General features: G+C 63.7%; 23 protein-coding genes. 9 read left to right on the forward strand and 14 right to left on the reverse strand.

Features of this window, described 5'->3' with window-relative positions; all coding sequences use genetic code 11:
• Positions 1-597: 597 nt before the first annotated feature.
• Entirely contained in the window at positions 598-867 is a 270-nt protein-coding gene (locus M2361_RS11885) for an isoleucyl-tRNA synthetase (RefSeq protein WP_259249290.1), read from the reverse strand.
• Positions 868-995: 128 nt separating this feature from the next.
• Between M2361_RS11885 and M2361_RS11890 the strand changes: the two genes are divergently transcribed.
• A complete protein-coding gene (locus tag M2361_RS11890; protein ID WP_259249291.1) occupies positions 996-1,922 on the forward strand; it encodes a LysR substrate-binding domain-containing protein in 927 nt (308 codons plus the stop codon).
• Positions 1,923-1,929: 7 nt separating this feature from the next.
• Here the strand turns inward: M2361_RS11890 and M2361_RS11895 are convergent, their stop codons facing one another.
• Complete coding sequence (locus M2361_RS11895) at positions 1,930-3,447, reverse strand: acetyl-CoA hydrolase/transferase family protein (RefSeq protein WP_259249292.1); 1,518 nt, start codon at positions 3,445-3,447, stop codon at positions 1,930-1,932.
• Between the two features lie 249 nt (positions 3,448-3,696).
• On the opposite strand from M2361_RS11895, the gene M2361_RS11900 reads away from it, so the two are divergent.
• Positions 3,697-4,623 carry a LysR family transcriptional regulator gene (locus tag M2361_RS11900; protein ID WP_259249293.1) on the forward strand — a complete coding sequence of 309 codons (927 nt, stop codon included), beginning with the start codon at positions 3,697-3,699 and terminating at the stop codon, positions 4,621-4,623.
• 274 nt (positions 4,624-4,897) lie between these two features.
• The gene (locus M2361_RS11905; protein ID WP_259249294.1) at positions 4,898-7,261 is read left to right on the forward strand and encodes a DUF3772 domain-containing protein; all 2,364 of its coding nucleotides are present in this window, start codon (positions 4,898-4,900) and stop codon (positions 7,259-7,261) included.
• 18 nt (positions 7,262-7,279) lie between these two features.
• On the opposite strand, the gene M2361_RS11910 is transcribed toward M2361_RS11905, so the two are convergent.
• The 3 genes from M2361_RS11910 to M2361_RS11920 all read right to left on the reverse strand — a co-directional run bounded on the left by M2361_RS11910 (position 7,280) and on the right by M2361_RS11920 (position 9,393).
• Positions 7,280-7,999, reverse strand: a complete 720-nt coding sequence (locus tag M2361_RS11910; RefSeq protein ID WP_259249295.1) for a hypothetical protein — start codon at positions 7,997-7,999, stop codon at positions 7,280-7,282.
• Positions 8,000-8,043: 44 nt separating this feature from the next.
• Positions 8,044-8,520, reverse strand: a complete 477-nt coding sequence (locus tag M2361_RS11915; protein WP_100855019.1) for a hypothetical protein — start codon at positions 8,518-8,520, stop codon at positions 8,044-8,046.
• A 465-nt stretch (positions 8,521-8,985) separates the two neighbouring features.
• Positions 8,986-9,393 carry a hypothetical protein gene (locus M2361_RS11920; RefSeq protein WP_259249296.1) on the reverse strand — a complete coding sequence of 136 codons (408 nt, stop codon included), beginning with the start codon at positions 9,391-9,393 and terminating at the stop codon, positions 8,986-8,988.
• Positions 9,394-9,477: 84 nt separating this feature from the next.
• Here M2361_RS11920 and M2361_RS11925 point away from each other — a divergent pair, with 84 nt between their 5' ends.
• Positions 9,478-9,768, forward strand: a complete 291-nt coding sequence (locus tag M2361_RS11925) for an antibiotic biosynthesis monooxygenase (RefSeq protein ID WP_100855017.1) — start codon at positions 9,478-9,480, stop codon at positions 9,766-9,768.
• 3 nt (positions 9,769-9,771) lie between these two features.
• Here the strand turns inward: M2361_RS11925 and M2361_RS11930 are convergent, their stop codons facing one another.
• The 5 genes from M2361_RS11930 to M2361_RS11950 form a co-directional block, all read right to left on the reverse strand.
• Positions 9,772-10,404, reverse strand: a complete 633-nt coding sequence (locus tag M2361_RS11930) for a PolC-type DNA polymerase III (RefSeq protein ID WP_100855016.1) — start codon at positions 10,402-10,404, stop codon at positions 9,772-9,774.
• Positions 10,401-10,634 (reverse strand): DUF1653 domain-containing protein, encoded by a 234-nt coding sequence (locus tag M2361_RS11935; protein ID WP_259249297.1) that lies wholly within the window; start codon positions 10,632-10,634, stop codon positions 10,401-10,403. The genes M2361_RS11930 and M2361_RS11935 overlap by 4 nt, the downstream gene beginning before the upstream one ends.
• A 140-nt stretch (positions 10,635-10,774) precedes the next feature.
• Positions 10,775-12,256, reverse strand: a complete 1,482-nt coding sequence (locus M2361_RS11940) for a methyl-accepting chemotaxis protein (protein ID WP_259249298.1) — start codon at positions 12,254-12,256, stop codon at positions 10,775-10,777.
• 438 nt (positions 12,257-12,694) lie between these two features.
• Positions 12,695-13,405 carry a glutathione S-transferase gene (locus tag M2361_RS11945; protein ID WP_100855013.1) on the reverse strand — a complete coding sequence of 237 codons (711 nt, stop codon included), beginning with the start codon at positions 13,403-13,405 and terminating at the stop codon, positions 12,695-12,697.
• A gap of 26 nt (positions 13,406-13,431) precedes the next feature.
• Positions 13,432-14,514: a GlxA family transcriptional regulator gene (locus M2361_RS11950; RefSeq protein WP_259249299.1), complete on the reverse strand. Its 1,083-nt coding sequence runs from the start codon at positions 14,512-14,514 to the stop codon at positions 13,432-13,434.
• A gap of 144 nt (positions 14,515-14,658) precedes the next feature.
• Here M2361_RS11950 and M2361_RS11955 point away from each other — a divergent pair, with 144 nt between their 5' ends.
• Genes M2361_RS11955 through M2361_RS11975 form a run of 5 tightly spaced genes read left to right on the forward strand, consistent with a single transcriptional unit; the run spans position 14,659 to position 19,509 of the window.
• Positions 14,659-15,711 (forward strand): ABC transporter substrate-binding protein, encoded by a 1,053-nt coding sequence (locus M2361_RS11955; RefSeq protein ID WP_259249300.1) that lies wholly within the window; start codon positions 14,659-14,661, stop codon positions 15,709-15,711.
• Between the two features lie 13 nt (positions 15,712-15,724).
• Positions 15,725-16,810: an ABC transporter ATP-binding protein gene (locus M2361_RS11960; RefSeq protein ID WP_259249301.1), complete on the forward strand. Its 1,086-nt coding sequence runs from the start codon at positions 15,725-15,727 to the stop codon at positions 16,808-16,810.
• On the forward strand, positions 16,807-17,655 hold the full coding sequence (locus tag M2361_RS11965; protein WP_259249302.1) for an ABC transporter permease: 849 nt from the start codon (positions 16,807-16,809) through the stop codon (positions 17,653-17,655). The genes M2361_RS11960 and M2361_RS11965 overlap by 4 nt, the downstream gene beginning before the upstream one ends.
• Positions 17,652-18,443: an ABC transporter permease gene (locus M2361_RS11970; RefSeq protein ID WP_259249303.1), complete on the forward strand. Its 792-nt coding sequence runs from the start codon at positions 17,652-17,654 to the stop codon at positions 18,441-18,443. The genes M2361_RS11965 and M2361_RS11970 overlap by 4 nt, the downstream gene beginning before the upstream one ends.
• Positions 18,444-18,495: 52 nt before the next feature.
• Positions 18,496-19,509: a proline racemase family protein gene (locus M2361_RS11975; protein WP_259249304.1), complete on the forward strand. Its 1,014-nt coding sequence runs from the start codon at positions 18,496-18,498 to the stop codon at positions 19,507-19,509.
• Positions 19,510-19,608: 99 nt separating this feature from the next.
• Here the strand turns inward: M2361_RS11975 and M2361_RS11980 are convergent, their stop codons facing one another.
• From M2361_RS11980 to M2361_RS11995, 4 genes are all read right to left on the reverse strand, one after another.
• Positions 19,609-21,207 carry a GMC family oxidoreductase gene (locus tag M2361_RS11980; protein WP_259249305.1) on the reverse strand — a complete coding sequence of 533 codons (1,599 nt, stop codon included), beginning with the start codon at positions 21,205-21,207 and terminating at the stop codon, positions 19,609-19,611.
• Positions 21,208-21,285: 78 nt separating this feature from the next.
• Positions 21,286-22,089 (reverse strand): shikimate dehydrogenase, encoded by an 804-nt coding sequence (locus M2361_RS11985; protein WP_259249306.1) that lies wholly within the window; start codon positions 22,087-22,089, stop codon positions 21,286-21,288.
• A 29-nt stretch (positions 22,090-22,118) separates the two neighbouring features.
• Positions 22,119-23,105, reverse strand: coding sequence for a transketolase family protein (locus M2361_RS11990; protein WP_259249307.1), 987 nt, complete (start codon positions 23,103-23,105; stop codon positions 22,119-22,121).
• Entirely contained in the window at positions 23,106-23,963 is an 858-nt protein-coding gene (locus M2361_RS11995; RefSeq protein ID WP_259249308.1) for a transketolase, read from the reverse strand.
• Positions 23,964-24,088: the final 125 nt, after the last annotated feature.

Consider the following 24,088-nt stretch of genomic DNA (forward strand, 5'->3'; position numbering starts at 1 on the left):
CTAAGTTTTCGGCAACTGCCAAGCCTGAAACTATAACACAACTTTTGCAGATTATGCAACCGGCTCTTGCCTAATTTGCATCCTATCTTGCAACCCCGCCGCTCGCTTACGCTTTGCGTTGGCTCTGGAATCCAGAGGTTGGTTACTGAACCAGGTGGCTCGCAATATTGATCCGGGTAAACCCTGAATCGCCATCACCAGCCAAGCCCAAGACTATAGCACGATTTTTGCAGATTGCGCAACTGGCTTTTGCCTGATTTGCTGCAATCCTTGCAATAACCGCTTGGCTGCCAGCTTAACTACTTACTGGCTGCTTTGCGGCAGGCCGGGTTAGGTTTCCTTGCGGATCGCCTGCCGGGTGGCCTGTTGCGCTTGCTTGGCTTCGCGGCTCAAAAACTGCCTGAACTGCGAAGGAGCGAGACTATAGCACAAGTTTTGCGCCCGTCATGGCGGGGAAGCAAAACTCTGGGCTAAGCCTGCATCTAACGCCCTCTTTCACCCTTCCCCTCTATATAGAGAAGGCGCGCGTCATCAAAACGCCTTCTATATATAGAGAGAGCCAGAGGAGCCGATGACCATCGAGGAACCGCTACACCGCTACCAGCGCAGGTAGTCGGCATTGCGCATGCGTTCCAGTTGGCGTTGAACCGTGCTTTCGTGGACCAGCCACTCTGGCACGCCCATGTCTTTCATGATGTGCGGATCCATGTCAGCGGCGAGATTGCGCAGGCGAGACTGGAGACGCCATTGGCAATACGCCGCCCACAACAGGCTAAGCAGTCCGGCCTGGCGCGGGGCAGCCATGACATGCTGCTGGGCTGAAGCGGCGGCGGGGAAGGAATAGGGAGTAGAAATTTGGGCAGACATGAGCGCCTCCTTGTGACGTTCGACGTTTTGGTAAGCGTAATCGCCCAAACCAACCCTGAAAATCCAATTGTTTTCCGCTTATTGGTCAGTTACGCTAACCGAACGTTTTATTGCCTGGATAGCTCACCATGCGCCTGCCCCTGAATACCTTGCCCGCCTTTCGGGCGGTGGCCGAACTGCAGAACTTGCGCGCGGCTGCCGAAAGGCTGCACTTGACGCACAGCGCGGTCAGCCAGCAGATCAAAGGGTTGGAAGAGCAGTTGGGCTTTCCGCTGTTTGAGCGCAGCGGACGTGGCATTGTCTTGAACAGCGCAGGCGCGGCGCTGCTGTGCAGCGTGCAGAGCGCACTGGCGCTGTTGGATGAGGGCGTTATGGCTGCGGCGGCGTCAGCCACGGGCAGTGAGCAGCGGCTGCGGGTGTCGGTGTTGCCCTCGTTCGCGCAGCGTTGGCTGTTGCCTCGCATGGCACGCTGGCGCGCGCGAAATCCGGGGCTTTCGCTAGAGATAGAAACGTCTCAGCAAGTTGTCGATCTGGTACGCGACGGCTTTCATGCCGCCTTGCGATTTGGGCGCGGCCCCTGGGCGGGGGTGGAGTCTGAACCGCTGTTCGACATGCCCTTGCCGCTGATCGCTTTAGCCTCGCCGGAGACCGCGGCCCAGCTTGAAGACGATAGTGCTGAAACATTGGCTCGCCAGCCGCTGCTGGGCGAGCGGGAAATGTGGCAACACTGGTTCAACGCGGCGGGGTTGCGCACGCCCGTTACGCCGGTCGCGACGTTCAACGACGCCGGCATGATGCTGCAAGCCGCCGAGCAAGGACTGGGCATTACGCTGGGCCGCGAGCTACTTGCCGCCGACGCACTGTGCGCCGGGCGTCTGGTGCGCGTGTCGCCCATGAGCGTGCACTACGAGCAAGCGCAGACCTACCACCTGGTTTACCCGCCAAGCCTCCGGGACTGGGCGCCGCTGGTTGCGCTGAAGCAGTGGCTGCATGACGAGTTGGAGCTGTCGCGCTGCGCGCTTGTCACGCCGCAGCAGCAACAGCCCACCGACTAACGCGCGCTCAGGCCGCCTTGCGGGCCGAGGGCTTGGCCGGCAGCATGGAATCCGTTTCGTTGAAACGCTGATGCCACGAAAACGCCTCTTCCAGAAGATGCGGCGTTTGCCCGCCACGTTCGCACGCGCGGTCAAAATAATCTTGCAAGGCGGCGCGGTAGGACGGATGCACGCAATGCTGGATGATGGCGCGCGCGCGCTCCCGGGGCGCCAGCCCACGCAGGTCCGCCAGACCGCACTCGGTGACCAGCACGTCCACGTCGTGCTCGGTATGGTCCACATGGGACACCATCGGCACCACGCTGGAAATGTCGCCGTTCTTGGCCATGGACTTGGAAACGAAGATTGCCAGATGAGCGTTGCGCGCAAAATCGCCGGAGCCGCCGATGCCGTTCATCATGTGCGTGCCGCCCACATGCGTGGAATTCACGTTGCCGTAGATATCGAATTCCAAAGCCGTATTGATCGCGATGACCCCCAGGCGACGGACGACTTCAGGCGCGTTGCTGATTTCCTGCGGGCGCAGCACGATGCGTTCGCGGTAGTGCTCCATGTTGGCCAGGATCTTGTCGTACACCGGTTTGGACACGGTGATGGACGAGGCCGACGCGAACGCCAGCTTGCCTTGGTCCAGCAATTCGATGGCGCTGTCTTGCAGCACTTCGGAATACATGGTCAGCGCGTCGAAGTCTGACGATTCAAAACCATGCAGCACGGCGTTGGCGATGGTGCCAATGCCTGCCTGCAGCGGCAGCAGCGCATTGGTCAGGCGACCGGCATCCACTTCGCCCCGCAAAAACGTATTGATGTGGCCGGCAATGGCGTTGGTGTCTTCGTCCGGCGGCAGGGCGTTGGACGGGCTGTCGGGTTCGTGCGTGATGACGATCGCGGCAATCTTGTCCGCGTCGACCTGAATGAAGGGCTGGCCGATACGCTGGTCCACCGACATCAGGCCGATGGGCTGTCGCGCCGGGCGCTCGGCCGGCACATAAATGTCGTGCAGCCCTTCGATGGCGGCGGGCACGCCGACGTTCAGCTCGATGATGATCTTGTCGGCCTGTTGCGCGAACGACGCCGAATTGCCCACGGACATCGTGGGCACAATCGCGCCGGTTTCCGTGATGGCGGCGGCTTCGATGATTGCCACGTTGATCGGTCCGATATGGCCGGCCCGCAATTGCTCCACCGTTTCAGACAGGTGCTGATCAATGAAAGCGATCTCGCCCTGGTTGATCTTGCGCCGTAAAGTCGTGTCGACCTGGAACGGCATGCGGCGCGCCAGTGCATTCGCCTGGGCCAGCATCTTGTCCGTATCGTGACCCAGCGACGCGCCGGTGATCAGCGTGATCGACAGCGGCTCGCGTTCCGCGCGGCTGGCCAGCGCCGCCGGCACGGACTTACAGTCGCCCGCACGGGTGAACCCGCTCATGCCAACGGTCATGCCGTCCTGAATCAACAATGCCGCCTGGTCGGCGGACGTGATCTTGGCGAGCAGGCCAGGATGGCGAATACGGTCGAGATGCATGGTGTCTCCAGATTTAAAGGCCAACGGCTCGCGGCCGGGCGTGGCGATACCGCGCAAGCGCCCGGACACCGTCTGACGCGGCGTTTCCCGATATCCCGACGAGGACGGATTACGCCCGCGCCGGAAGAATTTTCCGCAGTATAGAAACGCACGCTTGAATCTCGTAATGACTTAAAATCATTCAATCCAGTCGTTTTTTTCATAGTTTGAATTGCCTTCACGCGCATTGCGCCACAGGAACCCGCCGCCATGGACGTGCGCGCATTGCGTTATTTCGTTGAAACCGTCAGGCATGCCAGCTTCACGCAGGCGGCCAAGACGCTGTTCGTGACGCAATCGACGGTCAGCAAAATGATTCGCCAGTTGGAAGACGAGGCCGGTACACCGCTGCTGATTCGCGACGGCCACACCGCCCGGCCCACAGACACCGGGCGCGTCATGTACCAGCGTGGGCTACAGGTGCTGGAGACCATGCGCCAACTGAGCGAAGAAATGCGGCAGACGGCCGACTTGCGGCGCGGGGCGCTGGAGGTCGGCATTCCGCCAATGATCAACCTGCTGTTCACGCCGGTGGTGAAGCGCTTTCGCGAACTGCATCCCGGTATTCATCTGACGTTGCGCGAGGGCACCGGCCAAGCGGTTGAAGGCCTGGTCGCCAGCGGTGAACTCGAGGTAGGCGCCACCATCCTGCCCATTGCGCCCGACGGCGGATTGGCCGCGCAGCCGTTCGGCAACTACCCCATCTGGGTAATCGGGCCGCCCGACGCGCCATGGGCCGGCAAAACGTCGCTGCCCCTGAGCGCCCTGCGCGACGCGCGCCTGCTGATTCCCACCGACGACTTTGCCATCACCCGCCGCTTGCGCCAAGCCTTTGCCGACGCGGGCTTTCAACCCGGCATCGCCGCGCAAAGCGCGCACTGGGACTTTCTGGTCGCGATGGCGTCCGCCGGCCTGGGCGTGGCGCTGCTGCCCGAACCCCTGATGCAGCGCATGAAGACGCGCGGCCTAAGCACCGCCAAGCTGGCGAAGTCGGGCATGCAATGGGAGGTGGGGCATATCTGGCTGCAATCGGGCTACCTGTCGTACGCTGCGCGGGCGTGGCTGGACGTCTGCGATGCGGTGCTGGGCAAGCCGAAAAAAGTCGTGCCACGGGGTACGCCAGCGCGACCGAGTTGATTCCAAACGTTGGCCTCGTAAAGAGGGATTGCGCGCCACACGCCAGGCAAAGCGCCACTAAACCGCTGAAACTGATCCGCCCCTGTTTATGGCCCTGACAGCGGTCCGATTATCGGCTGTCGAACCGTGCTCGATATACCGGGGACACAGCACTATTTTTGTTGCAACGGGCAAAGCAAGGCCTTGGTATGCTGCCGCCTCGACGCGAGTGACTCGCCCCCGGAATATGAACTACACCGCTCCCCTCCTGCTCTTGTGCAAGCGCCGTTCGCGCATGCCCGCTTTCGCGGCGCTGATCGCGGCAATGCTGCTGACGTTTTGCCTGATGCCCGCCTTTGCGGCGCCACCCCAGAACCCGGCGGAATTCGAAACGCAGTTGGCCGCTGCCCGCAAGCAGATCGACGACATGCGCAAGCGTGTCGCCGACGAAACCGATGACGCCACACTGGTCAAGCAACGTGGCGACGCGCTCGACATCCAGTCCAAGGCCGACGCGGTCAGCGAGGCGTTGACGCCGCAACTGGCCAGCGTGACTGCCCGCTTGAGCGAACTGGGCGTGCCACCGGAAGGCGCCAAGGAGGCGCCCGACGTCGCGGCCCAGCGCGCGCAGTTGGAAAAGAACAGCCGTGCGCTGGATGCGCAGATCAAGCTGGCCCGGCTGTTGTCGGTGGACGCGGGCCAGACCGCCGAACAGATTTCGGCACAGCGGCGCAAGCAATTTCAGGCGCGCCTGGGTGAACGCCGCGATTCATTCTTGTCGGGCCAGTTCTGGACCGAATTCCAGGAAGAGTTTCCGCGAGACCTCCAGCGCCTGGAAGCCTTGGGCGATGACCTGGCGACCGCCGTCGTCCAAACGCCGAAGTGGGGCTGGCTGTTGCTAGCCGGCGCCGCCGCGCTGACCATCGCGCTGCGCATCTGGATCGGCCGGCTGATCCTTCGCCTGACCGCCACCCGCGTGCCGCCCGGCCGGCTGCGCCGCTCGTTCCTGGCCGTAGCGCAAGTGGTGCTGTCGGTGGCGACGCCCGGCATCATCGCCTTGCTGATCCACACCGGCCTGGATTGGGATTCGCAACTGTCCGACAACACGGTCTCGTTGCTGGCAACCTTGGTGGCCACCGTCTGTTTCGGCGGTTATGTCTCGGGGCTTGGCAACGCGCTGCTGTCCCGGAAACGCCCCTCGTGGCGCTTGCCGCCCATCAGCAATGCCGCCGCCACGCGCTTGCAATGGCTGCCGAATCTGCTGGGCACGCTGGTGGTGATGATCTGGCTGGCTGAACGCCTGCCGGTGTTGCTCAACGCCAGCCTGACCACGACGATCACGTTGACCGGCATCGTGGCCGCGTTGATCATGGCGACCATGAGCGCCGTGCTGGTGATCGGCCGTCGCCTGCGGCAGAAGCTGATCCAGGAAACCGAGGCGCCCGCGCCCTTCTGGATTTCGCTGCTGCTGGGCATCCTCTGGGCAGTGCTGGTCCTGAGCCTGGCCTGCTTGCTGGCGGGCTATGTCGCGTTCGGCGCATTCCTGGCCAAGCAGGCGCTGTGGGTCTTGATCGTACTGGCCTCCGCCTACCTGGTGGCGATCCTGATCGAAGATGGATTCAGCACGCTGCTGGGCACGACGCACCGCGAGGGTGAACGTGAAGGCGCCAGCCTGCGCGACCAGGCGGCCGTGCTGCTGTCCGGCTTGGGGCGCGTGTTGGTCGCGTTGCTGGCCATCATCTTGCTGCTGGCCCCGTTCGGCGAAGGTCCGATGGACCTGGTGCAGCGCTTTGACCAACTGCACAAGGGCTTGTCGATCGGCGAAGCGCAGATCCGCCCGGGTGCGGTGTTGCAAGCACTGGTGGTGTTGGCCTTGTCGCTGCTCAGCGTCAAATTGCTCAAGCGCTGGTTGTCGAACCGCTATCTGCCCACCACGGAACTGGACCCGGGCATGCAGCTGTCCGCCGCCACCTTGTTCGGCTATGCGGGCTTTGTGATTGCGTTTGCGCTGTCGTTGTCAGCCGCCGGCATCGGCCTGGAGCGCGTGGCATGGATCGCCAGCGCGCTGTCGGTGGGTATCGGTTTCGGCTTGCAAGCCGTGGTGCAGAACTTCGTGTCGGGCCTGATCCTGCTGGCCGAACGGCCGGTGAAAGTGGGCGACTGGGTGTCGCTGGGCGGCGTCGAAGGCGACATCCTGCGCATCAACGTGCGCGCCACCGAAATCCAGATGGGCGACCGTTCTACCGTGATCGTGCCGAACTCGGAATTCGTGACGAAAACCGTGCGCAACGTGACACACTCGAATCCGCTGGGGCTGGTGCAGATCAAGCTGCCGATGCCGCTGTCGACCGACGCCGAAGCGGTGCGCGAACTGATCCTGCAAGCCTTCACGGACCATGAGGACGTACTGGAGACCCCCGCCCCCAACGTGTTTTTGGACGGCATTGATAACGGGCATCTGATTTTCAACGCCAGGGGCTACGTGTCGTCGCCGCGCGCCGCCTACGGGGTACGCAGCGCCCTGCTGTTCACCGTCCTCAAGCGCTTGCACGACGCCGGGCTGGAAGTGTCGTCGCCGCCGACGATGTTGCTGTCATCGCCCTCGCCGTTCAGCGCGGAGCAAGAGACCAAGGGAGTGGCGCCGCCGCCCACGGCGTAGGCGCCGCCCCCCTTCTCTTCAACCGGGCGAATACAGGTCGGCGAACTGCTGGCGCTCTAGCCGCGGGTTGCGCAAGGGCGGCGACGCCAGCGCGGTGGTCTGCGCGGTTTGCACCGGATACGGCTGCATCGCGGCCACGGTTGCCAGTGGCGGCGCCTGAACCCGGGTCTGCACCCGGTTCTGCGCTGGCACGGCTGGCACGGTGGCTGCCGTCGACGTCGGTGCGGCTTGCGCCACGGCCGTGTTATCGAAGCGATGGTCCGCCGTCGTCAAGGCAGGGTTGGTGCACAGGCCTTGCGCCACCAGCGCGGCCTTGGTGCGGTCGTCCGTCTGGCACAGGATGTCGATGGCCGCCGTTTCCAGGCGTCGCGAACGGTCGGCATCCTTGGTGGAGGCCGCTGCCTGCATGGTGCGTTCGAAATTGCGCCGCAAACTGCACTTCTGATCTTCGATCGGCACCGCCACGTTCATGCCGAAGCCAATGACCGAACCGCCGCCGCCGGCGGACACCATGCAGCTATCCGACGAAAACGATCCGTAGAAGCTCTGACCGCCCACCGGGGGCACCGTCTTCACCGAGCTGGAGCCGTTGTTGCTTGAGTTGAACGTAATGCCCTGGTTATTGCCGGCGTTGGTCGACCCCGACGTTGCAGAGGTCGTGGAACTTGAATTGCTGGTCTGCGCGAAGGCCGAGCCGGCCACCAGCGACAGCGTGATTGCAAACACGATTTTCTTCATGATGTCCCCTCGACCGGACGGCCGAAGCCGTCCGGATAATTGGGTCAGCGATTGAAGCCACCAACGTGGCCCATCGATCCAACCCCACCAATCGCCCCAAACGCGCCGATGTTGGCGGCCTTGAAGGTGCCCGCGGCCGACGCCACGGTTTCCGTCTGCCCGAACGTGGCGCCGCCGTTGGCGATGCTGTCGCCGACCATGATCGGCGCGTTGCCCGACACGCTGCCGTAGGTTTCGCTGGTGGCGTACTGGCGCGTACTGGTCACCACCGTCGTGCCCTCATGGTTGAACGACCCGCCCACTTGCGCGACGCCACCCGTTTCGCCGAACGACGTCTGGCTGGAAGAGCCATAGCCGTTGACTTGGGTGGCCACCACCGAACTGCCGTTCGAGATGGATGAGGCCGTGCCGTTGATCGTGCCGGCATGGCCGGTGATCGACACGGACGAGATGTTCGGCCCACTGGCATAAGCCGATGCGGCAAACAATGACAGGGCTGCGACTGCTGCGAGCTTTTTCATTTGAGCTCCTCCTGACCCGCTTCATGCGGATACACAGGTGCCGGTGGCCGACCGGCGCGGACCGCTACGTCCTGCCATGCGCCTGGCAACAAGGCTGGGCGTGGGACTTTCGTATTGGTACGGAATGATTGCTCCGTCCTAGGCATGTCGATATCGGCTAAACGGTCGATCGCGTCTTTGTGGACGAGCGCAACGCATGAAACGAAGCGCAAAAATGACGAACAGCGCCGCATCAAACCATGCATATGGCCGATGAAAGGCGCAGTCGATGTCGACGCGCGCGGACGCGGGTTCAACTCTAAGGATGGCAAAAGGCGCGAGCGGCTCAGGCAAGGCGCCTAGCGCGCACGCCGGGGTGGTCAGGCGCTGATGGCCTTTAGGATTACTGAGAAGTTTGCGAATGTCGCATGGCGTGGATTAACTACGCCCGGACTCACTACGCGCGTATCGACAGGCACGTGTTGACTACACGCGGAGGAACTGCGCCTGGATGAACAGCCCCGCCTCGCGGCGGGCCAATGCAAGATCAACCCCCACCAACAGCAGCAGGAAACCGCACTCCGCCAAGACTGGATCGGCCAGCACGTGGTAGCTGGCCAGCAGCGACATGCCCAGCGCGCCTGCCAGCCACGCCGGCCACACGGGCGGCAACCCAGGCCCGGCTGGCGGCGTCACGCGGCCAACGCACAGCCATGCCATCAGCGGCAGGCACAGCATCGACAAAGGAATGTAGATGGCAATCGCGGAGAGCACCACGGCCACACTGAACTGGGTGTGCAGCACCAGGGCCATCAGCGCAATGGCGCCGATCGCCACATACCAAAGCAGGCGAAGGGCAACAAGGCGAGTCAGGACGGCGGCTCGGGAATTCATCGGTCAGGCTGATATAAGAAATTTCCGCCATACTACTCCGGCCGGCCAGGACCCACCTGGCCCCAATTCATTGGAGACCCCGTCATGATCCAGGAAATTGCCAGCATCCATGTGCGTGAAGGACAGGAAGCGCTGTTCGAGGCAGGCGTCGCGCAAGCCAAGCCCCTGTTCCTGCGTGCCCGTGGCTGCCACGGGATGGAACTGCACCGCAGCATCGAACAACCGCAGCGCTACACCCTGGTCGTCGCCTGGGAAACGGTTGAAAACCACATGGTGGATTTCCGCGAATCGCCTGACTTTCAAGAGTGGCGCAAGCTGGTCGGGGGGTTCTTCGTCGAGCCGCCCCTGGTGCATCACGAACAGCAAGTGATCTGAGGCCTACGCCGGCGCGGCTTGCCCCAAGGCCAGGCGCGCATTGGCGGCCAGCGCCACGGCGACCGTGGTGCGCACATCGGCCAGCGCCCGGTGCGTGGGGTTCGAAGCGCCCACGTGGCGGGCCAGGATATCCAGCTTGTGCGAGGGCAATTCCGGCCAGGCGCGCCGCGCCAGCGCCAGGGTGCAATGCGTTGGATTCAGAAACGGCAACCCCGTCCGATCCGCCGCCGCCCCCAGGAAGCGCCGGTCGAACGACGCATTGTGGAAGAACACCGGCAAGTCTTCGACAAACGCCAGGAAAGACGAAAACGCCTGCATCACCGGCACCCCATGTCGGTCGACTTCGGCCTGCGTGATGCCGGTCAGCCGGGTGATGAAGGACGGCACGGGCGAGGCCGTGCGCACCACCTGCGTGTACTCGCGCGCCAACGTGCCGCAGGTCTCGACGCGGACCGCCGCGAATTCCAGGATCTCGCACGTGGCGGTGGACAGCCCGGTGGTTTCCAAGTCGGCCACGATGAAGGGACCACGCAGCGCCTGCAAGGCCGACGTCAACGCCGCCGACGCTTGGGTGGGCTTGCCTGCCGTGCGTGACGTCGCAGTGCCCGTGCGCGGGCGCCGGTTATAGAACGTCACGGCGTCACTGCCCCCGCGCGCAAGGGCGCGAAGCGCGGCGAGCCGTCGGCCAATTGACCGAAGAACAACGACGCGGGCCGCACCCACAGGCCACGCTCGTGCGGCCACAAATGTTCGTACACCACCATCGACTCTTCGGTTTCAGAGTGGCGGGCCGTGCCCACATACAGGTAAAGGCCGCCTTTGTAGTGGCGGTGCGAGGCAAGAGCCAGGGCTTCGGATTCAGTCATGGACGGTGGCCGCAAAAATAATCGGCCTGGGCGGGTAAGGGTCCGGCCCAGGCCTGGGATTCAAACAGAACCGTCTTTATAGCGCACTCGCGTGGGGCTCAGCGCGGCACGCTCAACACCGCATGCTCAGTACCGCACGCTCAATACCGCACATATTCCAAAACCGGCGGCGGGGGCAGCGGGGTATTGGCCGCCTGCCTGGCGCGCACCGAGGCCGTTACTGGCTTGACCACGGGATGCTGGCGGGCTTGGCGCGCCTCCAGCGCATCGGCCGCAGCCTGGGTGGCCCGCAACGTCTGCTCGGCCTCGGCGGTCATCTTGGTGATGTCTTCCGTCACGCCGCCCAGCTTGGCCGACTGGGCAAGCGACACATTCACCACTTCCGCCATGATCTCGGTAACCCGGCGCGACGACGCCACGATGTCTTCCATCGTGGCGCCCGCCGATTGAACCTGACCCGCCCCGCTTTCAATCTGCTCGACCGACGTGGTGATCAGGCCTTTGATTTCCTTGGCGGCCGCGGCGCTGCTTTGCGCCAGGCTGCGCACCTCGGCCGCGACCACGGCAAACCCCTTGCCGTGCGCGCCGGCCCGCGCCGCTTCCACGGCGGCATTCAACGCCAGGATGTTGGTTTGAAAGGCAACGCCGTCCATCACGCCGATGATCTCGGAAATACGGCGCGAGCTTTCGGTGATGGCGCTCATGGTGCGCACCACGCCCTGCACGGTCTTGCCGCCCTGCTCGGCAATCTGGCTTGCGTCCAGCGCCAGGGCATTGGCCTGGCTCGCGCGCTCGGCGTTTTCCGTCAAGCCCTGCACCGCCACCCTCAGCGTCTGCGCGGCGGTAAAGCGCGTGGTGATGTCGGTGGCGAATTTCACCACTTTGAACGGCCGGCCCTCGGCGTCGAAGATCGGGTTATAGCTGGCTTCGATCCACACCTGGCGGCCATTCTTGCCGATACGCAGATATTGCCCGGTGTCGTATTCGCCGGCACGCAGCTTGCGCCAGAATTCCTTATAGGCCGCGCCGCGTGCCTCTTCCGGGCGCACAAACATGCTGTGGTGGCGGCCTTCCACTTCCGAGGCTTGATAGCCCACGGTTTTCAAAAACAGCTCATTGGCGCGGATGATGGTGCCGTCGAGTTCAAATTCGATAATCGCCTGCACTTTGGATATCGCCGCCAATTGCCCTTCGGTGTCGGCCTGTCGATGTTGCTGGTCGGTAATGTCGGTGGCGTACTTCACCACCTTCAGCGGTTGTCCGCGCTTATCGAAGATGGGGTTGTAGGAGGCTTGCAGCCAGACATCGCTGCCGTCTTTGCGAACACGGCGATAACGTCCGGCGTCGTAGGCGCCCTGCCCCAGCTTGTGCCAAAACGCCGCGTATTCCGCGGATTCGCGCTCAGTCGGGTCGATGAACATGGCGTGATGCTGGCCCAGCACTTCGTCCAGGGAATATCCCATGGTGTTCAGAAAATTTTGATTTGCCATCAGCACATGGCCCTGGAGATCGAATTCGATCACGGCCTGCGCCTTGTGAATGGCGGATATCTGACCGTATAGGTCCGCCTTTTGCATACCGCGATTTCCACGGAACAACCGGCTGAATGTAGTCCATTGCATAGTGGCGTCTCCTGCCAGGGATGGGACAAAGTTGCTGACAATGACCAAAAGGTTTTTCAAAGCAGAACTGACTGGCGCGTCCCAACCCAAGCCAAGCAATGCAAGCCGCGCCGCATGCACTACCCCGTTTGTCCGTCGCCCCAACGGCGACGAAACCTACAAAGAAGATAAACCCTGCAGAATGTATCCAGTCGAAAATATTAATCCTATAAATGTACGTTTCTCAACCTATTGACTCGTGTGCCGTGAAAAAAACTTGAAAATCACGACACAAAAGTCATTTATAGGGAGTAGCTCTCTCCGTATAAACCCGGTATCACCTGAGGTGCAATCGGGTTACCGCAAAGTCACGTTTAGACCCCATCGCATTAATCAAAAGGGCCAGCTCCGATACCGGAACTGGCCCTAATTATTAATACCAAACAGGCGCTGCTTAGTTCATGGCGCATCCAGTTCGCGATACTGGCGGAATATGCATTCGCCGAATGGCAGCCGCCTTCCGCTCGAAAAATAGGGCTGCAACGCCGGCAACACCGCGACCCGCGCATGCAATGCCATGACGTTCGGATAATGCGCCGCCACCGTGCCCATGCGCTTCGGAAATGCGTACAGCAGCCCGTCCACCAAATGGAAAAGCGAAAGGTCAACGTAGGTCCAGCCGTCTCCCCCCGCGAGCCACGCGGACGGCCCGGCGAGCACGCGCTCGAAATAGGCCAGGAATTTTGGAATGCGCTCTTCCCGGAAGCCCCGGGCGCGCCGTGCCGCTTCCTCTTTCTGGTCTTCGTAGTAATCGTTTGCCGAAATGGGGTGATGGGTGTCGTGCGCCTCGGTCACCATATCGGCAATGGTCAATTGCAACTGGTTCACCCACAACCGACCTTCCAGGGATTCCGGCGCCAGGCCGTGCTTTTCCCCCAGGAATAGCAGGATATTGGCGGTTTGCCCCAGCGTGATCTTGCCAGCCACCAGATACGGCGGCGCGAACGGGGGATGCGCACGCGGGGCGCGCATGTCTTCGATCAGGGCCTCGTCCGAGGCGTCCGGTTCGCGCACCCGCTCGCGGTACGGAATGCCGCCTGCTTCAAGCGCCAGGCGCACGAATTCGCCGCGTCCGGGAATGCTTTCCCAATACCAAAGGTCATACGTCATGCCGTCTCCTTGCGTCAGGGCGAGGGTCAGGCGGGAAAATCGTCGGCGCCGCCCTCTTGGCCCACGGCCAGCAAGCCGCGAGCCTGTTGATACTGCCGTGGGGACAAACCAAAGTGCGCGCGGAAGTCACGCGAGAAGTGCGCGCCATCCGCAAAGCCGCAGTCCAACGCAATCTGCGTGATGCTGCAAGGATTATTCAGCAACAACCAGCTTCCGTATTCCAGGCGCAGTTGCCGCTGAAACGCCATGGGCGACTTGCCCGTGGCCAGCCGGAATGCCCGCTCCAATTGGCGGCGCCCCACCCCGACATAGCGCGCAATGGCGTCCAGCGGTGGCGGGTTGTCGATGCGTTGTTCGATAAAGTGCGCGGCCTGCCGCACCCGCAGGTCTTGAATGCCGGATAGATCGGTGCGGAAATGCGCTTGCGGCACACGCCCCGGGCGCACGCCTTGCAACATCATGTGCCGCATGGCCTGCTGGGCCTTGTCGCGCCCGCAATGCCTGGCCACCAGGTACAAGGCCAGGTCGATGGCCGCCGTGGACCCCGCGCAGGAAATCAGGTCGCCTTCGTCCACGAACAAGCGGTCCACCACGGCGCGCGTCTGCGGAAAGCGTTCGCGGAAGGCGTCCAGCACATTCCAATGCACGCAGACGGTGCGCGGGCCCACCACCCCGGCCTGCGCCAAGGCGAAGGTGCCCGTGCAAATGCCCAGCAAGCGCACGCGCCGCGCCGCCGCCAGCCGCAGCCAGTCGCGCAGGGGTTCCGGCATACGGCCGTTGTGATAGTCGTTGCCGCCGCACACCGCCACGTAGTCGAACTCGGCGGGGTCCGCGGGCAGCGCGGCGGCCACATCTATGGTCAGCCCGGCGCTTGCGCAGCGCGGTTTGCCATCCCAGCTCATGACACGCCACGACGTATGGATCTGCCGGCTGCGCCCGCCGTGGTCGCCCGCCAGGCGCAACACATCCACCAGACCGGCGAAAGCGGCCAGCGTGAACTGGTCCATCAGCACAATGCCGACGTTCAGTGCGGGTTTCTCCCGAGGCAGGGCGTCGGCATCCTCGTCATAGGAGGACGACGCAGCGGGCGGGAAGACGACGGTGTTCATGACGCAATTATTCAAGTTTTTGTCCCGCGTCTTCAAGCTCGTTTTCCCGCGGATCACCCAAGATGCATCCATGGCGATGTCCTGTGCCGCTTCCATTGCGTCAGACTGCAAGACACGCCGACAAATCGACAAGGGGAATCCAACATGGCAACACTTACCCGCAGCGCACTCAGCGCCGCCTTGCTGGGCGCCGGGCTATTGATGGCCGGCACGGCAGGCGCGCAGGACAAGAAGATCACCGTCGCCTGGTACGGCGGAAACTGGGGCGACGCCTTCCGCACCTGCGTGGCCGACCCCTACACCAAGGCCACGGGTGTGACCGTGGTGCCGGAAGTGGGCACATCCACCACCACGCTGGCCAAGCTGCAACAGCAGAAGAACGCGCCCACCATCGACGTGGCCTGGATGGACGGCGGCATCAGTGAGCTGGCCCAGCAGGCCGGCGTGCTGGACACGCTGGACCCCGCCGCCATCCCGAACCTGAAAAACGTGATCGACCAGGGCGTGTACCGCCATGGCAACGCGGCCTACGCCGTCAGCACCGGCTACTACTCGCTGGGCATCACCTACAACACCAAGGAAGTGCCGCAGGCGCCCACCAGTTGGAAAGACTTGTGGAAGCCCGAGTACGCCGGCGCGGTGGCCGTGCCCTCGCCCGCGAATTCATCCGGCGTGCCCTTCGTGTTCTTCCTGGCGCGCGTCTGGGGGGTAGACCCGTCGAATCTGGCGCCGCTATACACCAAGCTGTCCTCGCTGGACACGGCGCTCTATTTCGATAGCTCGGGCGCGGCCAGCAACGCCTACCAAAGCGGCGAGGCCATCATCGGCGCGCACTTCAACGTGGGTGCGTGGGACTTGATCGACAAGGGCCTGCCCATTGGCTTCGCCGTGCCCAAGGAAGGCGCCTGGGCCACCGACGCCCGCCTGCATCTGGTCAAGGGCGCGCCCAACGCGGCCGCCGCCAAGAAGTTCATCGACACCGCCCTGACGCCGGACGCCGCCGCGTGCCTGGCCACGCGCTTGTACCTGGGGCCAGCCGTCAAGGGCGTGCAGGTGCCCAAGGATGTGGCGCGCAAGTTGCCGTGGGGCGCCGAAGGCTCGGTGGAGAACCTGAGCCTGTTCGACTGGAACCTCATCAACAGCCGCCGCGCCGAGGTTACCGACGCCTGGAACCGCCAAGTCGCTCGCAAGCGCTAGGCCGGGGTTGAACATGTCCGTTTTGCTCACCATCGAAGACGTGTCGATGCGCTTTGGCGCCTACCAGGCGCTTGACCGCATCGACCTGGACATCCAGCAGGGGGAATTCGTGGCCCTGCTGGGCCCCAGCGGCTGCGGCAAGACGACGTTGCTGCGCGCGATAGCCGGGTTTCTGAAGCCGGAATCGGGCCGCATCCTGATCGACGGCCAGGACATCAGCCGCCTGCCCGCGCACCACCGCCCCTTGAACACGGTGTTTCAGAACTACGCGCTGTTTCCGCACATGACCGTGCTGGAAAACGTGGCGTACGGCCCGCGACGCCAAGGCGCGTCGAAGGCTGACGCCGCCGACCGCGCCCGCGCCGCGCTCGACATGGTGGGGCTGGCGGATTTCGGCCCGCGTTACCCGCGCGAGATGTCCGGTGGACAGCAGCAGCGCGTGGCGCTGGCGCGCGCCATCGTGAACCAGCCCAAGCTGTTGCTGCTGGACGAACCGCTTTCGGCGCTGGACCTGAAGCTGCGCAAGCGCATGCAACTGGAACTCAAGCACCTGCAAGCCAAGCTCGGCATCGCCTTCATCTTCGTCACGCATGACCAGGAAGAAGCCATGACCATGGCCGACCGCGTGGTCGTCATGCACGACGGGCGCATCGAGCAAGTGGGCGCGGGCACGGACATCTATCGCCAGCCCGCCACCCGCTTCGTGGCGGAGTTCATCGGCGACGCGAACTTCCTGGCGTTCACGCTTGCCACGTCGGCCGCCGGCGACACGCTGCAACTGGACCTGCAAAACCTGCGCGTGCCGCTGCCGGGCAACAACACCGTCAACAGCGCGGTAAAGACCCTTCCCCCGCGCGGCGTGGCGGTGCTGCGTCCCGAAGACCTGCGTCTTGCCGAGGGCCAAGCGGCAGGCATGCTGACCGGCACGGTCGCCGACGTCATCAATGTGGGCAGCCACAGCATGATTCACGTGGACGTCGACGGGCAGACCGTCGTTTCGCGCCATGGCGGCATCGCGCCATCCGGCTTGCGTCCCGGCGCGCCCGTCAGCCTGACGTTCGCGCCCGAACACCTGCACTTGATCGGTGAACAGCCATGAACCGGCGCGCCTGGCTCTCACCCGGCCTGCTGCTGGCCGCGCCCGTGCTGTTCTTCGCGGCGTTCTTCCTGGCCCCGCTGGCCGTGGTGGCGCTGGCCAGCGTCACCAGTAGCGAACCAGGTCTGTCGTTGACCACCCAGCAGTACCTGCGCGTGCTGGCCGACCAGTACCACTGGGACGTGATCCTGACGACCTTCCGCCTGGCCGTCTTCACCACCATCGTCTGCGTGATCCTGGGGTATCCGCTGGCTTGGTATCTGGTGCGCGTCGTGCGCTGGCAGGCATGGCGGCGCTTTTGCGTGATCTTGCTGGTGGTGCCGCTGTTCACCAGCAACATCGTGCGCGCGTTCGGCTGGATGGTGCTGCTGGGCCGCAATGGGCTCGTCAACCAGGCCCTGGTGGGCATGGGCGCGGCGGACCGCCCCGTGCGCTTTATCGGCACCGAACTGGGCATCCTGATCGGCATGGTTTATGTGCTGCTGCCCTTCGTGGTGCTGGCGGTGGGCAATGCGCTGGCACGGGTGGATCCGGCTTGCGAGCACGCCTCCGCCGACTTGGGCGCCAGCCCCACGGCAACGTTCTTTCATATCACCTGGCCGCTGACGCTGCCCGGCGTGATGTCAGGCGCCATCATCGTCTTCACCTTGGCGGTCAGCGCCTACGTGACGCCGGCGCTGCTGTCCGGCGGGCGGATATCGGTGCTGTCGATGCTGATCTTCCAGCAATACAGCTCGGTGTTCGACTTCCATTACGGCGGCGCGTTGAGCATGGTGCTGCTGGTCTTCACCCTGATCCTGGTGGCGCTGGCCAACCGCGCCGCCACCTTACCCGGAGCCGCGCGATGATCGCCCGCCACCTGATCCGCCTGATCGCGCTGGCCGTGCTGGCGTACTTGGCGCTGCCCCTGATCGTGATCCTGGGCTCGTCGTTCACGGCCACGCCGTATCTGGCGTTTCCGCCGCAAGGGTGGACGCTGGAGTGGTATCGCACGCTGCTGGTGGAAGCCGGCTATATGGCCGCGTTCACCACCAGCACGGTGCTGGCGCTGGCGGCAACCGCCGCGGCGGTGCTGCTGACGGTGCCGGCCGCGCTGGCCCTGGCCCGGTACGAGTTTCCAGGCAAGGCGGCGCTGGCGTCGGTGCTGATGTCACCGCTGGTGCTGCCGCACATCGTGCTGGGCGCGGCGCTGCTGCAGTACGGCGCGTACTTCGGCCTGACGCGCAGCTTCCTGTCTTTGTTGATCGGGCACATCGTCATCATTGCGCCCTTCGTGTTGCGGTCCACGCTGACCCTGCTGACGCCGGAGCAGCGCGCGCTGGAGGAGGCGTCGGCGGACTTGGGCGCCAACCCCTGGACCACGTTTTTCCTGGTGGTGCTGCCGCAGATCCGGCCGGGCATCGTCACCGGTTCGATCTTCGCGTTCATCTCGTCATGGATCAACGTGGAGCTTTCCATCTTCAACACCACGGCGGACCTGAACACCATTCCCGTCAAGCTCTTCAACTATGTGCAGTACACGATCGATCCGACCATCGCAGCCGTATCGGGCGCCACGATTGTGGTTGCGGTGATCGCTATCGTCATTCTGGATTTGACCGTCGGCCTGGACATGCTGTCCGAACGCGGCAAATAGTTTCCCACCTTCCGCAGTTCCCCTTCATCCTACTTAGTCTGGAGCCACAGTCATGCGCAAGCAAGACGCGTTCGATGTCATCTATACCCATACCGAAGGCGAGCCCCTGTGCATCGTGCATAGCGGCATCCCCTACCCCGCCGGATCCAGCATCCTGGAAAAGCGGGCCTTTCTGGAGCAGAACTACGACTGGTTGCGCCAAGCGCTGATGCGCGAGCCGCGCGGCCACAAAGACATGTTCGGCGTGTTCCTCACGCCGCCGTCCAGCCCCGAATTCGACGCCGGCCTGATCTACATCGACGGCACCGAGTATTCGCACATGTGCGGCCACGGCACCATCGCGGTCAGCATGGCGATGGTGGCCAACGGCCTGGTCGCGCGCGGCAAGGACGGCATCACCAAGATCCGCTTTGAAACCACGGCGGGCCTGGTCGTGTCGGAAGTGGCGTCCGAAGGCGACAACGTACTGTGGACGCGCTTTGAAAACGTGCCCGCCTATGTGGCCGCGCAAGACATCCCCGTTGAACTGCCTGGCTACGGCAAGCTGCACGCCGATATCGTGTGGGGCGGCAACTACTTCGGCATCGTCGACCTGTCGGGGTGCGACCTGCGGATCTCGCCGGACAACGGCACCGAGCTGTCGCGCATGGGCTTGATCGTGCGCGACCAGTTGAACGCGCGCCATCGCATCCAGCATCCCACCGAAGCGCACATCAACAACCTGAACTTCATCACGTTCTGGCACCAGCCCACGATCGAAGGCGCGTTTTACAAGAACGTGCACGTGTTCAGCGCGGGTCAGTTGGACCGTTCGCCGGGCGGCACGGGCACCAGCGCCATGATGGCGATGTTCGAGGCGCGTGGAAAGATGGGCTTGAACCAAGCGATCAAGTCCGAAGGCTTGTTGGGCAGCGGCACCTTTGAAGGCTGCCTGCTGGGCGAAGTGGATTTGAACGGTACGCGCGCCGTGCGCCCCACGGTGAAGGGCACGGCCAGCATCCTGGGCACCGCGCGCTGGGTGATTGACCGCAACGACCCGGTGGGCGCGGGGTTCTTGATCCGCTGATTCGTTGATCCGTCGATTGGTTGATCTAGCTGATCTACTGATCGGCTCGCAAGAAGGCGTGCAAGGCGCTACTGCCTTGCACGCCCTTTCCACGACGCGTCACGCCGTTGCCGCGTCTTCCAGGATCAGTTCCGCGCCGCGTTCGGCCACCATCATGACGGCGGCCTGCGTGTTGCCGGACACCATCTTCGGCATCACCGATGCATCCACCACGCGCAAGCCCGTCACGCCGTTCACACGCAGCCTGACGTCGGTCACGGCGGCGGCGTCTGAACCCATGCGGCAGGTACCGATGGGGTGATAGATGGTCTGGCCATTGCGCCGCGCGAAGTCCAGCCATTGCTCATCGCTTTCGACGGCGGCGCCAGGGCTGATTTCGGATTCCACGTAGCGTTGCATGGCGGGCTGCCCCACGATACGGCGCGCCACCTTCATGCCGCCCACCAGGCTGTCACGGTCGATCTGCGCCGACAGGAAGTTGGGCCGGATTGCGGGGCCGGCGGTAGGGTCCGCCGACTTAAGGTGGATCGAACCCAGCGATTCCGGACGCAGTTGCGCCACGCCGATCGTCATGCCCGGCTGCCGGTCCAGGATGCGTTCGGCGGCATTGGCATAGCTGGCGTGCACGAAGAAAAACTGCACATCGGGCGTAGGCAGATCCGGCGCGCTTTTCACAAAGCCGTGCACCAGGCCCGTACCCAAGGTCAAGATGCCGGTATGGCGCGTGTAGTAGCGCGCCACCTGCTGCGCCAGCCGCCAGCCTCGCGACATCTCGTTCAAGGTCACCGTGCCCTTCACCCGCCAGTTCATGCGCGTGGCGAAGTGGTCGATATAGTTTTCACCTACCTGCGGCTGCGCGTGCACCAGCGGAATGTTGAACGATTGCAGCAAGGCGGGGTTGCCGATGCCCGACAACTCCAGCAACTGCGGCGACTGCACCGCGCCCATGCACAGAATGGTTTCGCGGCCGGCACGTACCGTGTGTTCCTGCCCGTTCTTGCGGTAGGTGACGCCTACGCAGCGCTTGCCTTCGAACACCAGCCGCGTCACGTGTGCCCCGCATTCCACACGCAGGTTCTTGCGTGTGGCTGCCGGCTTCAGGTAGCCGTCCACCACGCTCCAACGACGGCCGCGGCGCTGCAGCACTTGGTAGTAGCCCACGCCTTCCTGGTTGCCGCTGTTGTAGTCGGCGTTCAAGGGCTGGCCGTCTTCCTGCGCGGCGCGCAGAAAGGCGTCGGACACGGGAAACCGTTCGGCCACTTCTTCCAGGTGCATGGGGCCGTTCTTTCCGCGCGTGTCGCCCCCGGCTTCGTAATGCTCGATCTTGCGGAAGACGCGCTCGGCCTGCGCATGGCCCCACCCCGTTGCGCCCGCCGCTTCCCAGCCGTCGTAATCCTGGGGCTGGCCGCGCACGTAGATCATGCCGTTGATCAGCGTGGATCCCCCCACGCCCTTGCCGCGCGGCACCGCGATGGTCCGACCATAGACGTTGTCTTCAGGCTCGGTGGCAAAGCGCCAGTTGTAGTCGGGGTTCACCAGCAGTTTCGAGAAGCCCGCCGGGATGGAAATCCACATGCTGCGTGCTTCTTGCCCGGCCTCCAGCATCAAGACCCGATGCTTGCCGTCGGCACTGAGCCGGTTGGCCAGGATGCAGCCCGCCGTGCCGCCGCCCGCAATGATGAAATCGTAATCGCCCATCGTTTCTCGCCACGTCCTGATGTTGGTTGCCTGGTCTGGGTTGCCGGGTCTTAGTCGCCTGCTCTTAGTTGCCCGGCCTTATTTGGCGGACGCCACGCCCAGCATCTCGGCCATCAGCGCAATCTGGCAAACCAGCATCGGCGCGCCGTAGTGCACCTTGCAGCCTTTCGCTTGCGCGGCCAGCAACAGCGCGGTGTCCTTGGGCTGCATGATGACTTCGCAGACAAGTTGGTCGGGCGTCAGGCGTGCGGTATCCAGCGGCAGCGCGTCGCCTTCCTTCATGCCCAGCGACGTACCGTTGACGACAAGATCATGCCCCGACGGGTCTGGCGTGCCGACGGCGATGTTGGCCTCGGGATGCAGCGACAGAATGCGCGCCTTCAGGTCTTCGGCCTTGGCGGGTGTGCGGTTGGCGATGGTCAGCCGCGACACGCCGGCCTGCACCAGCGCAAAGCCGATCGCGTTGGCCGCGCCGCCTGCGCCCGCCAGATAGGCGCTTTTTCCCTTCAGGTCCACCCCTGCGGTCTGCAAACCGCGCACAAAGCCTTCGCCATCCAGCATATGGGCGGTGAGCTTGCCGTCGGCATCGCGGCGCACGACGTTGGCCGCGCCGATCTTTTGCGCCACCGGCGTTACCTCGTCCACCAGCTCCAGGATGGCGGTCTTGTGCGGCATGGTGACGATGACGCCGCCCAGGTTCTCCAGGCGGCGCAGGCCTTCGACGACGGCGGGCAGGTTATCGGGCCGCGCGTGAAACGGCACGCAGACGCCGTCGTAGCCCAATTGCGCGAACAGCTCGTTCATGCGCTGCGGCGTCTTCACGTGATGGATGGGGTCGGCCAGGATGCCGAACAGACGGGTGTTGCCGGTGATTTCCTTCATGGGGGTCTCCAAGGTTTCAAGCATTATCTTCAGGATGCGAGCAGTTCGCGGGCCACTTCACCGATGCCGGCCGCGTCCAGTTTGTAGTGCGCGTAGAGCGTGGTGGGCGGTGCAATCAGGCTGTATTCGTCGTAGATGCCGTGGCGACGCAAGCGCGTGCCCGTACCGGCGTCCGCCAGCACTTCGGCCACGGCCGACCCCAGCCCGCCCAGCACATTGTGCTCTTCCACCGTCATCATCAAGCGCGCCTGGCCGGCGGCCGTCAACACGGCGTCGCGGTCCAGGGGCTTGATGGTGGGCATATCGATTACGCCTACCGACAGGCCGTCTTCACGCAATTGCTCGGCGGCCGCTAGCGCGGCATGCAGGGTGATGCCGCAGGCGATGATGTTCAGGTCGCTGCCTTGGGAATGCACGATGGCACGGCCGAATTCGAATGGCGCGCCGTCTTCATAGACCTGCGGGTCGCGGCCACGGCCGATGCGGAAGTAGATCGGTTCCGGCCAGTTCACCGACGCCTTGATGGCCGAGGCCAGTTGCGGGCCGTCGGCGGGCGACACGACCGTCAGGCCCGCCAGCGCGCGCATGGTGGAGATGTCTTCGGTGGCGTGGTGCGAGGTGCCGTAAAACCCCAGGCTGATGCCGGTGTGGTGGCCGATCAGGCGCACGGGCAGCTTGGTGTAGGCCACGTCCATGCGGATCTGCTCGCAGCACAACAAGCCTAGAAAGGATGCGAACGTGGCCACGAACGGCATCATGCCGGTGGTGGCCAGGCCCGCTGCCGCCGACACCATGTTCTGCTCTGAAATGCCGAACTGGATGTAGCGGTCAGGGTAGGCCTGCGCAAAGCGGTTCAGGCCGTTGGAATATTGCAGGTCGGCCGAACCCGCCACGACCGGGTGCCCGGCCTGAGCCAATTCGATCAACGCGTCGGATAGATACGACAGCCCAGGGTTGACCGCGTTCAGGGCGCGGTACTGCCAGGAGTCAGAAGAAAGAACTTGTGCCTGTGCCATTCAGATCTCGCGGGAAAGAATTTCGTCGACGGCGCTTTGCGCGTCTTGCGGCGCCAGGTAGCCCAGGTGCCAGCCGGGCTCGGTTTCCATGTAGGACACGCCTTTGCCCTTGATGGTCTTGGCGATCACGCAAGCCGGCTTGTCGCGCGCGTCGTCCGCGCGCAGGCGGCGCAGCAACGCGGTCAGGTCGTGCAGATTGTGGCCGTCCACCTCATGCACCTCCCAACCGAACGCCAGCCACTTTTCCTTGAGCGATTCGACGCCCATCACGTCATCCACCTTGCCATCCAACTGATAACCGTTGCGGTCGATGATGGCCACCAGGCGCGACAGCCGGTTGTGCGCGGCAAACAGCGCTGCTTCCCACACCTGGCCTTCCTGCATTTCGCCATCGCCCAGCATCACGAAGACATTGAAATCGCGCTGGCTTATGCGACCGCCCATCGCCATGCCGACGCCGTTGGACAGCGCGTGCCCGATCGAACCCGAGCTGAAATCGACGCCCGGCACCTTGCTCATGTCGGGGTGGTCGCCCAGCGGGCTGCCCAGCCGGGTATAGCCATCCAGCAGCGCGTGGTCAATGAAGCCGTGGTCGGCCAGCACCGGAAACAGGCCGACCGCCGCGTGGCCCTTGCCCATCAGGAAGCGGTCGCGGTCCGGCCAATGCGGCTCGCCCGGGCGCAGCCGCATCACGTCGTAGTACAGCGACGCGAATATTTCGGCGCAAGAAAAGACCGAGCTGTAATGCCCGACCTTGGCAATTTCAATCAACCTGATTGTCTCCAGCCGGATGTGGCGGGCCTTTTCCCGCAGCATCGCGACCTCCCCCTCGGTGGGGGCCTCCTGGTGATGGCGCATGGCGCGTCCTTTCTTCGTTAGGATATATGATATATAATATACCCATTGCGCTCGGATTGGCTATCGCGGGCTAGAATTCACCCGGATTCAACCCGTTCCCTTCATTTCAGCAAGCCCGAAACGTC

It is taken from the genome of Achromobacter sp. JUb104, assembly GCF_024806975.1.
Classification (GTDB): domain Bacteria; phylum Pseudomonadota; class Gammaproteobacteria; order Burkholderiales; family Burkholderiaceae_B; genus Achromobacter; species Achromobacter spanius.

Excerpts from the sequence above, each read along its gene's own strand:
- M2361_RS11955 (WP_259249300.1), top strand. The coding sequence starts at position 14,659 with ATGGCAACACTTACCCGCAGCGCACTCAGCGCCGCCTTGCTGGGCGCC.
- M2361_RS11915 (WP_100855019.1), bottom strand. The coding sequence starts at position 8,520 with ATGAAAAAGCTCGCAGCAGTCGCAGCCCTGTCATTGTTTGCCGCATCG.
- M2361_RS11900 (WP_259249293.1), top strand. The coding sequence starts at position 3,697 with ATGGACGTGCGCGCATTGCGTTATTTCGTTGAAACCGTCAGGCATGCC.
- M2361_RS11925 (WP_100855017.1), top strand. The coding sequence starts at position 9,478 with ATGATCCAGGAAATTGCCAGCATCCATGTGCGTGAAGGACAGGAAGCG.
- M2361_RS11950 (WP_259249299.1), bottom strand. The coding sequence starts at position 14,514 with ATGAACACCGTCGTCTTCCCGCCCGCTGCGTCGTCCTCCTATGACGAG.
- M2361_RS11980 (WP_259249305.1), bottom strand. The coding sequence starts at position 21,207 with ATGGGCGATTACGATTTCATCATTGCGGGCGGCGGCACGGCGGGCTGC.
- M2361_RS11995 (WP_259249308.1), bottom strand. The coding sequence starts at position 23,963 with ATGCGCCATCACCAGGAGGCCCCCACCGAGGGGGAGGTCGCGATGCTG.
- M2361_RS11990 (WP_259249307.1), bottom strand. The coding sequence starts at position 23,105 with ATGGCACAGGCACAAGTTCTTTCTTCTGACTCCTGGCAGTACCGCGCC.
- M2361_RS11940 (WP_259249298.1), bottom strand. The coding sequence starts at position 12,256 with ATGCAATGGACTACATTCAGCCGGTTGTTCCGTGGAAATCGCGGTATG.
- M2361_RS11910 (WP_259249295.1), bottom strand. The coding sequence starts at position 7,999 with ATGAAGAAAATCGTGTTTGCAATCACGCTGTCGCTGGTGGCCGGCTCG.
- M2361_RS11920 (WP_259249296.1), bottom strand. The coding sequence starts at position 9,393 with ATGAATTCCCGAGCCGCCGTCCTGACTCGCCTTGTTGCCCTTCGCCTG.
- M2361_RS11905 (WP_259249294.1), top strand. The coding sequence starts at position 4,898 with ATGCCCGCTTTCGCGGCGCTGATCGCGGCAATGCTGCTGACGTTTTGC.
- M2361_RS11890 (WP_259249291.1), top strand. The coding sequence starts at position 996 with ATGCGCCTGCCCCTGAATACCTTGCCCGCCTTTCGGGCGGTGGCCGAA.
- M2361_RS11985 (WP_259249306.1), bottom strand. The coding sequence starts at position 22,089 with ATGAAGGAAATCACCGGCAACACCCGTCTGTTCGGCATCCTGGCCGAC.
- M2361_RS11945 (WP_100855013.1), bottom strand. The coding sequence starts at position 13,405 with ATGACGTATGACCTTTGGTATTGGGAAAGCATTCCCGGACGCGGCGAA.
- M2361_RS11885 (WP_259249290.1), bottom strand. The coding sequence starts at position 867 with ATGTCTGCCCAAATTTCTACTCCCTATTCCTTCCCCGCCGCCGCTTCA.
- M2361_RS11965 (WP_259249302.1), top strand. The coding sequence starts at position 16,807 with ATGAACCGGCGCGCCTGGCTCTCACCCGGCCTGCTGCTGGCCGCGCCC.
- M2361_RS11960 (WP_259249301.1), top strand. The coding sequence starts at position 15,725 with ATGTCCGTTTTGCTCACCATCGAAGACGTGTCGATGCGCTTTGGCGCC.
- M2361_RS11895 (WP_259249292.1), bottom strand. The coding sequence starts at position 3,447 with ATGCATCTCGACCGTATTCGCCATCCTGGCCTGCTCGCCAAGATCACG.
- M2361_RS11975 (WP_259249304.1), top strand. The coding sequence starts at position 18,496 with ATGCGCAAGCAAGACGCGTTCGATGTCATCTATACCCATACCGAAGGC.
- M2361_RS11970 (WP_259249303.1), top strand. The coding sequence starts at position 17,652 with ATGATCGCCCGCCACCTGATCCGCCTGATCGCGCTGGCCGTGCTGGCG.
- M2361_RS11935 (WP_259249297.1), bottom strand. The coding sequence starts at position 10,634 with ATGACTGAATCCGAAGCCCTGGCTCTTGCCTCGCACCGCCACTACAAA.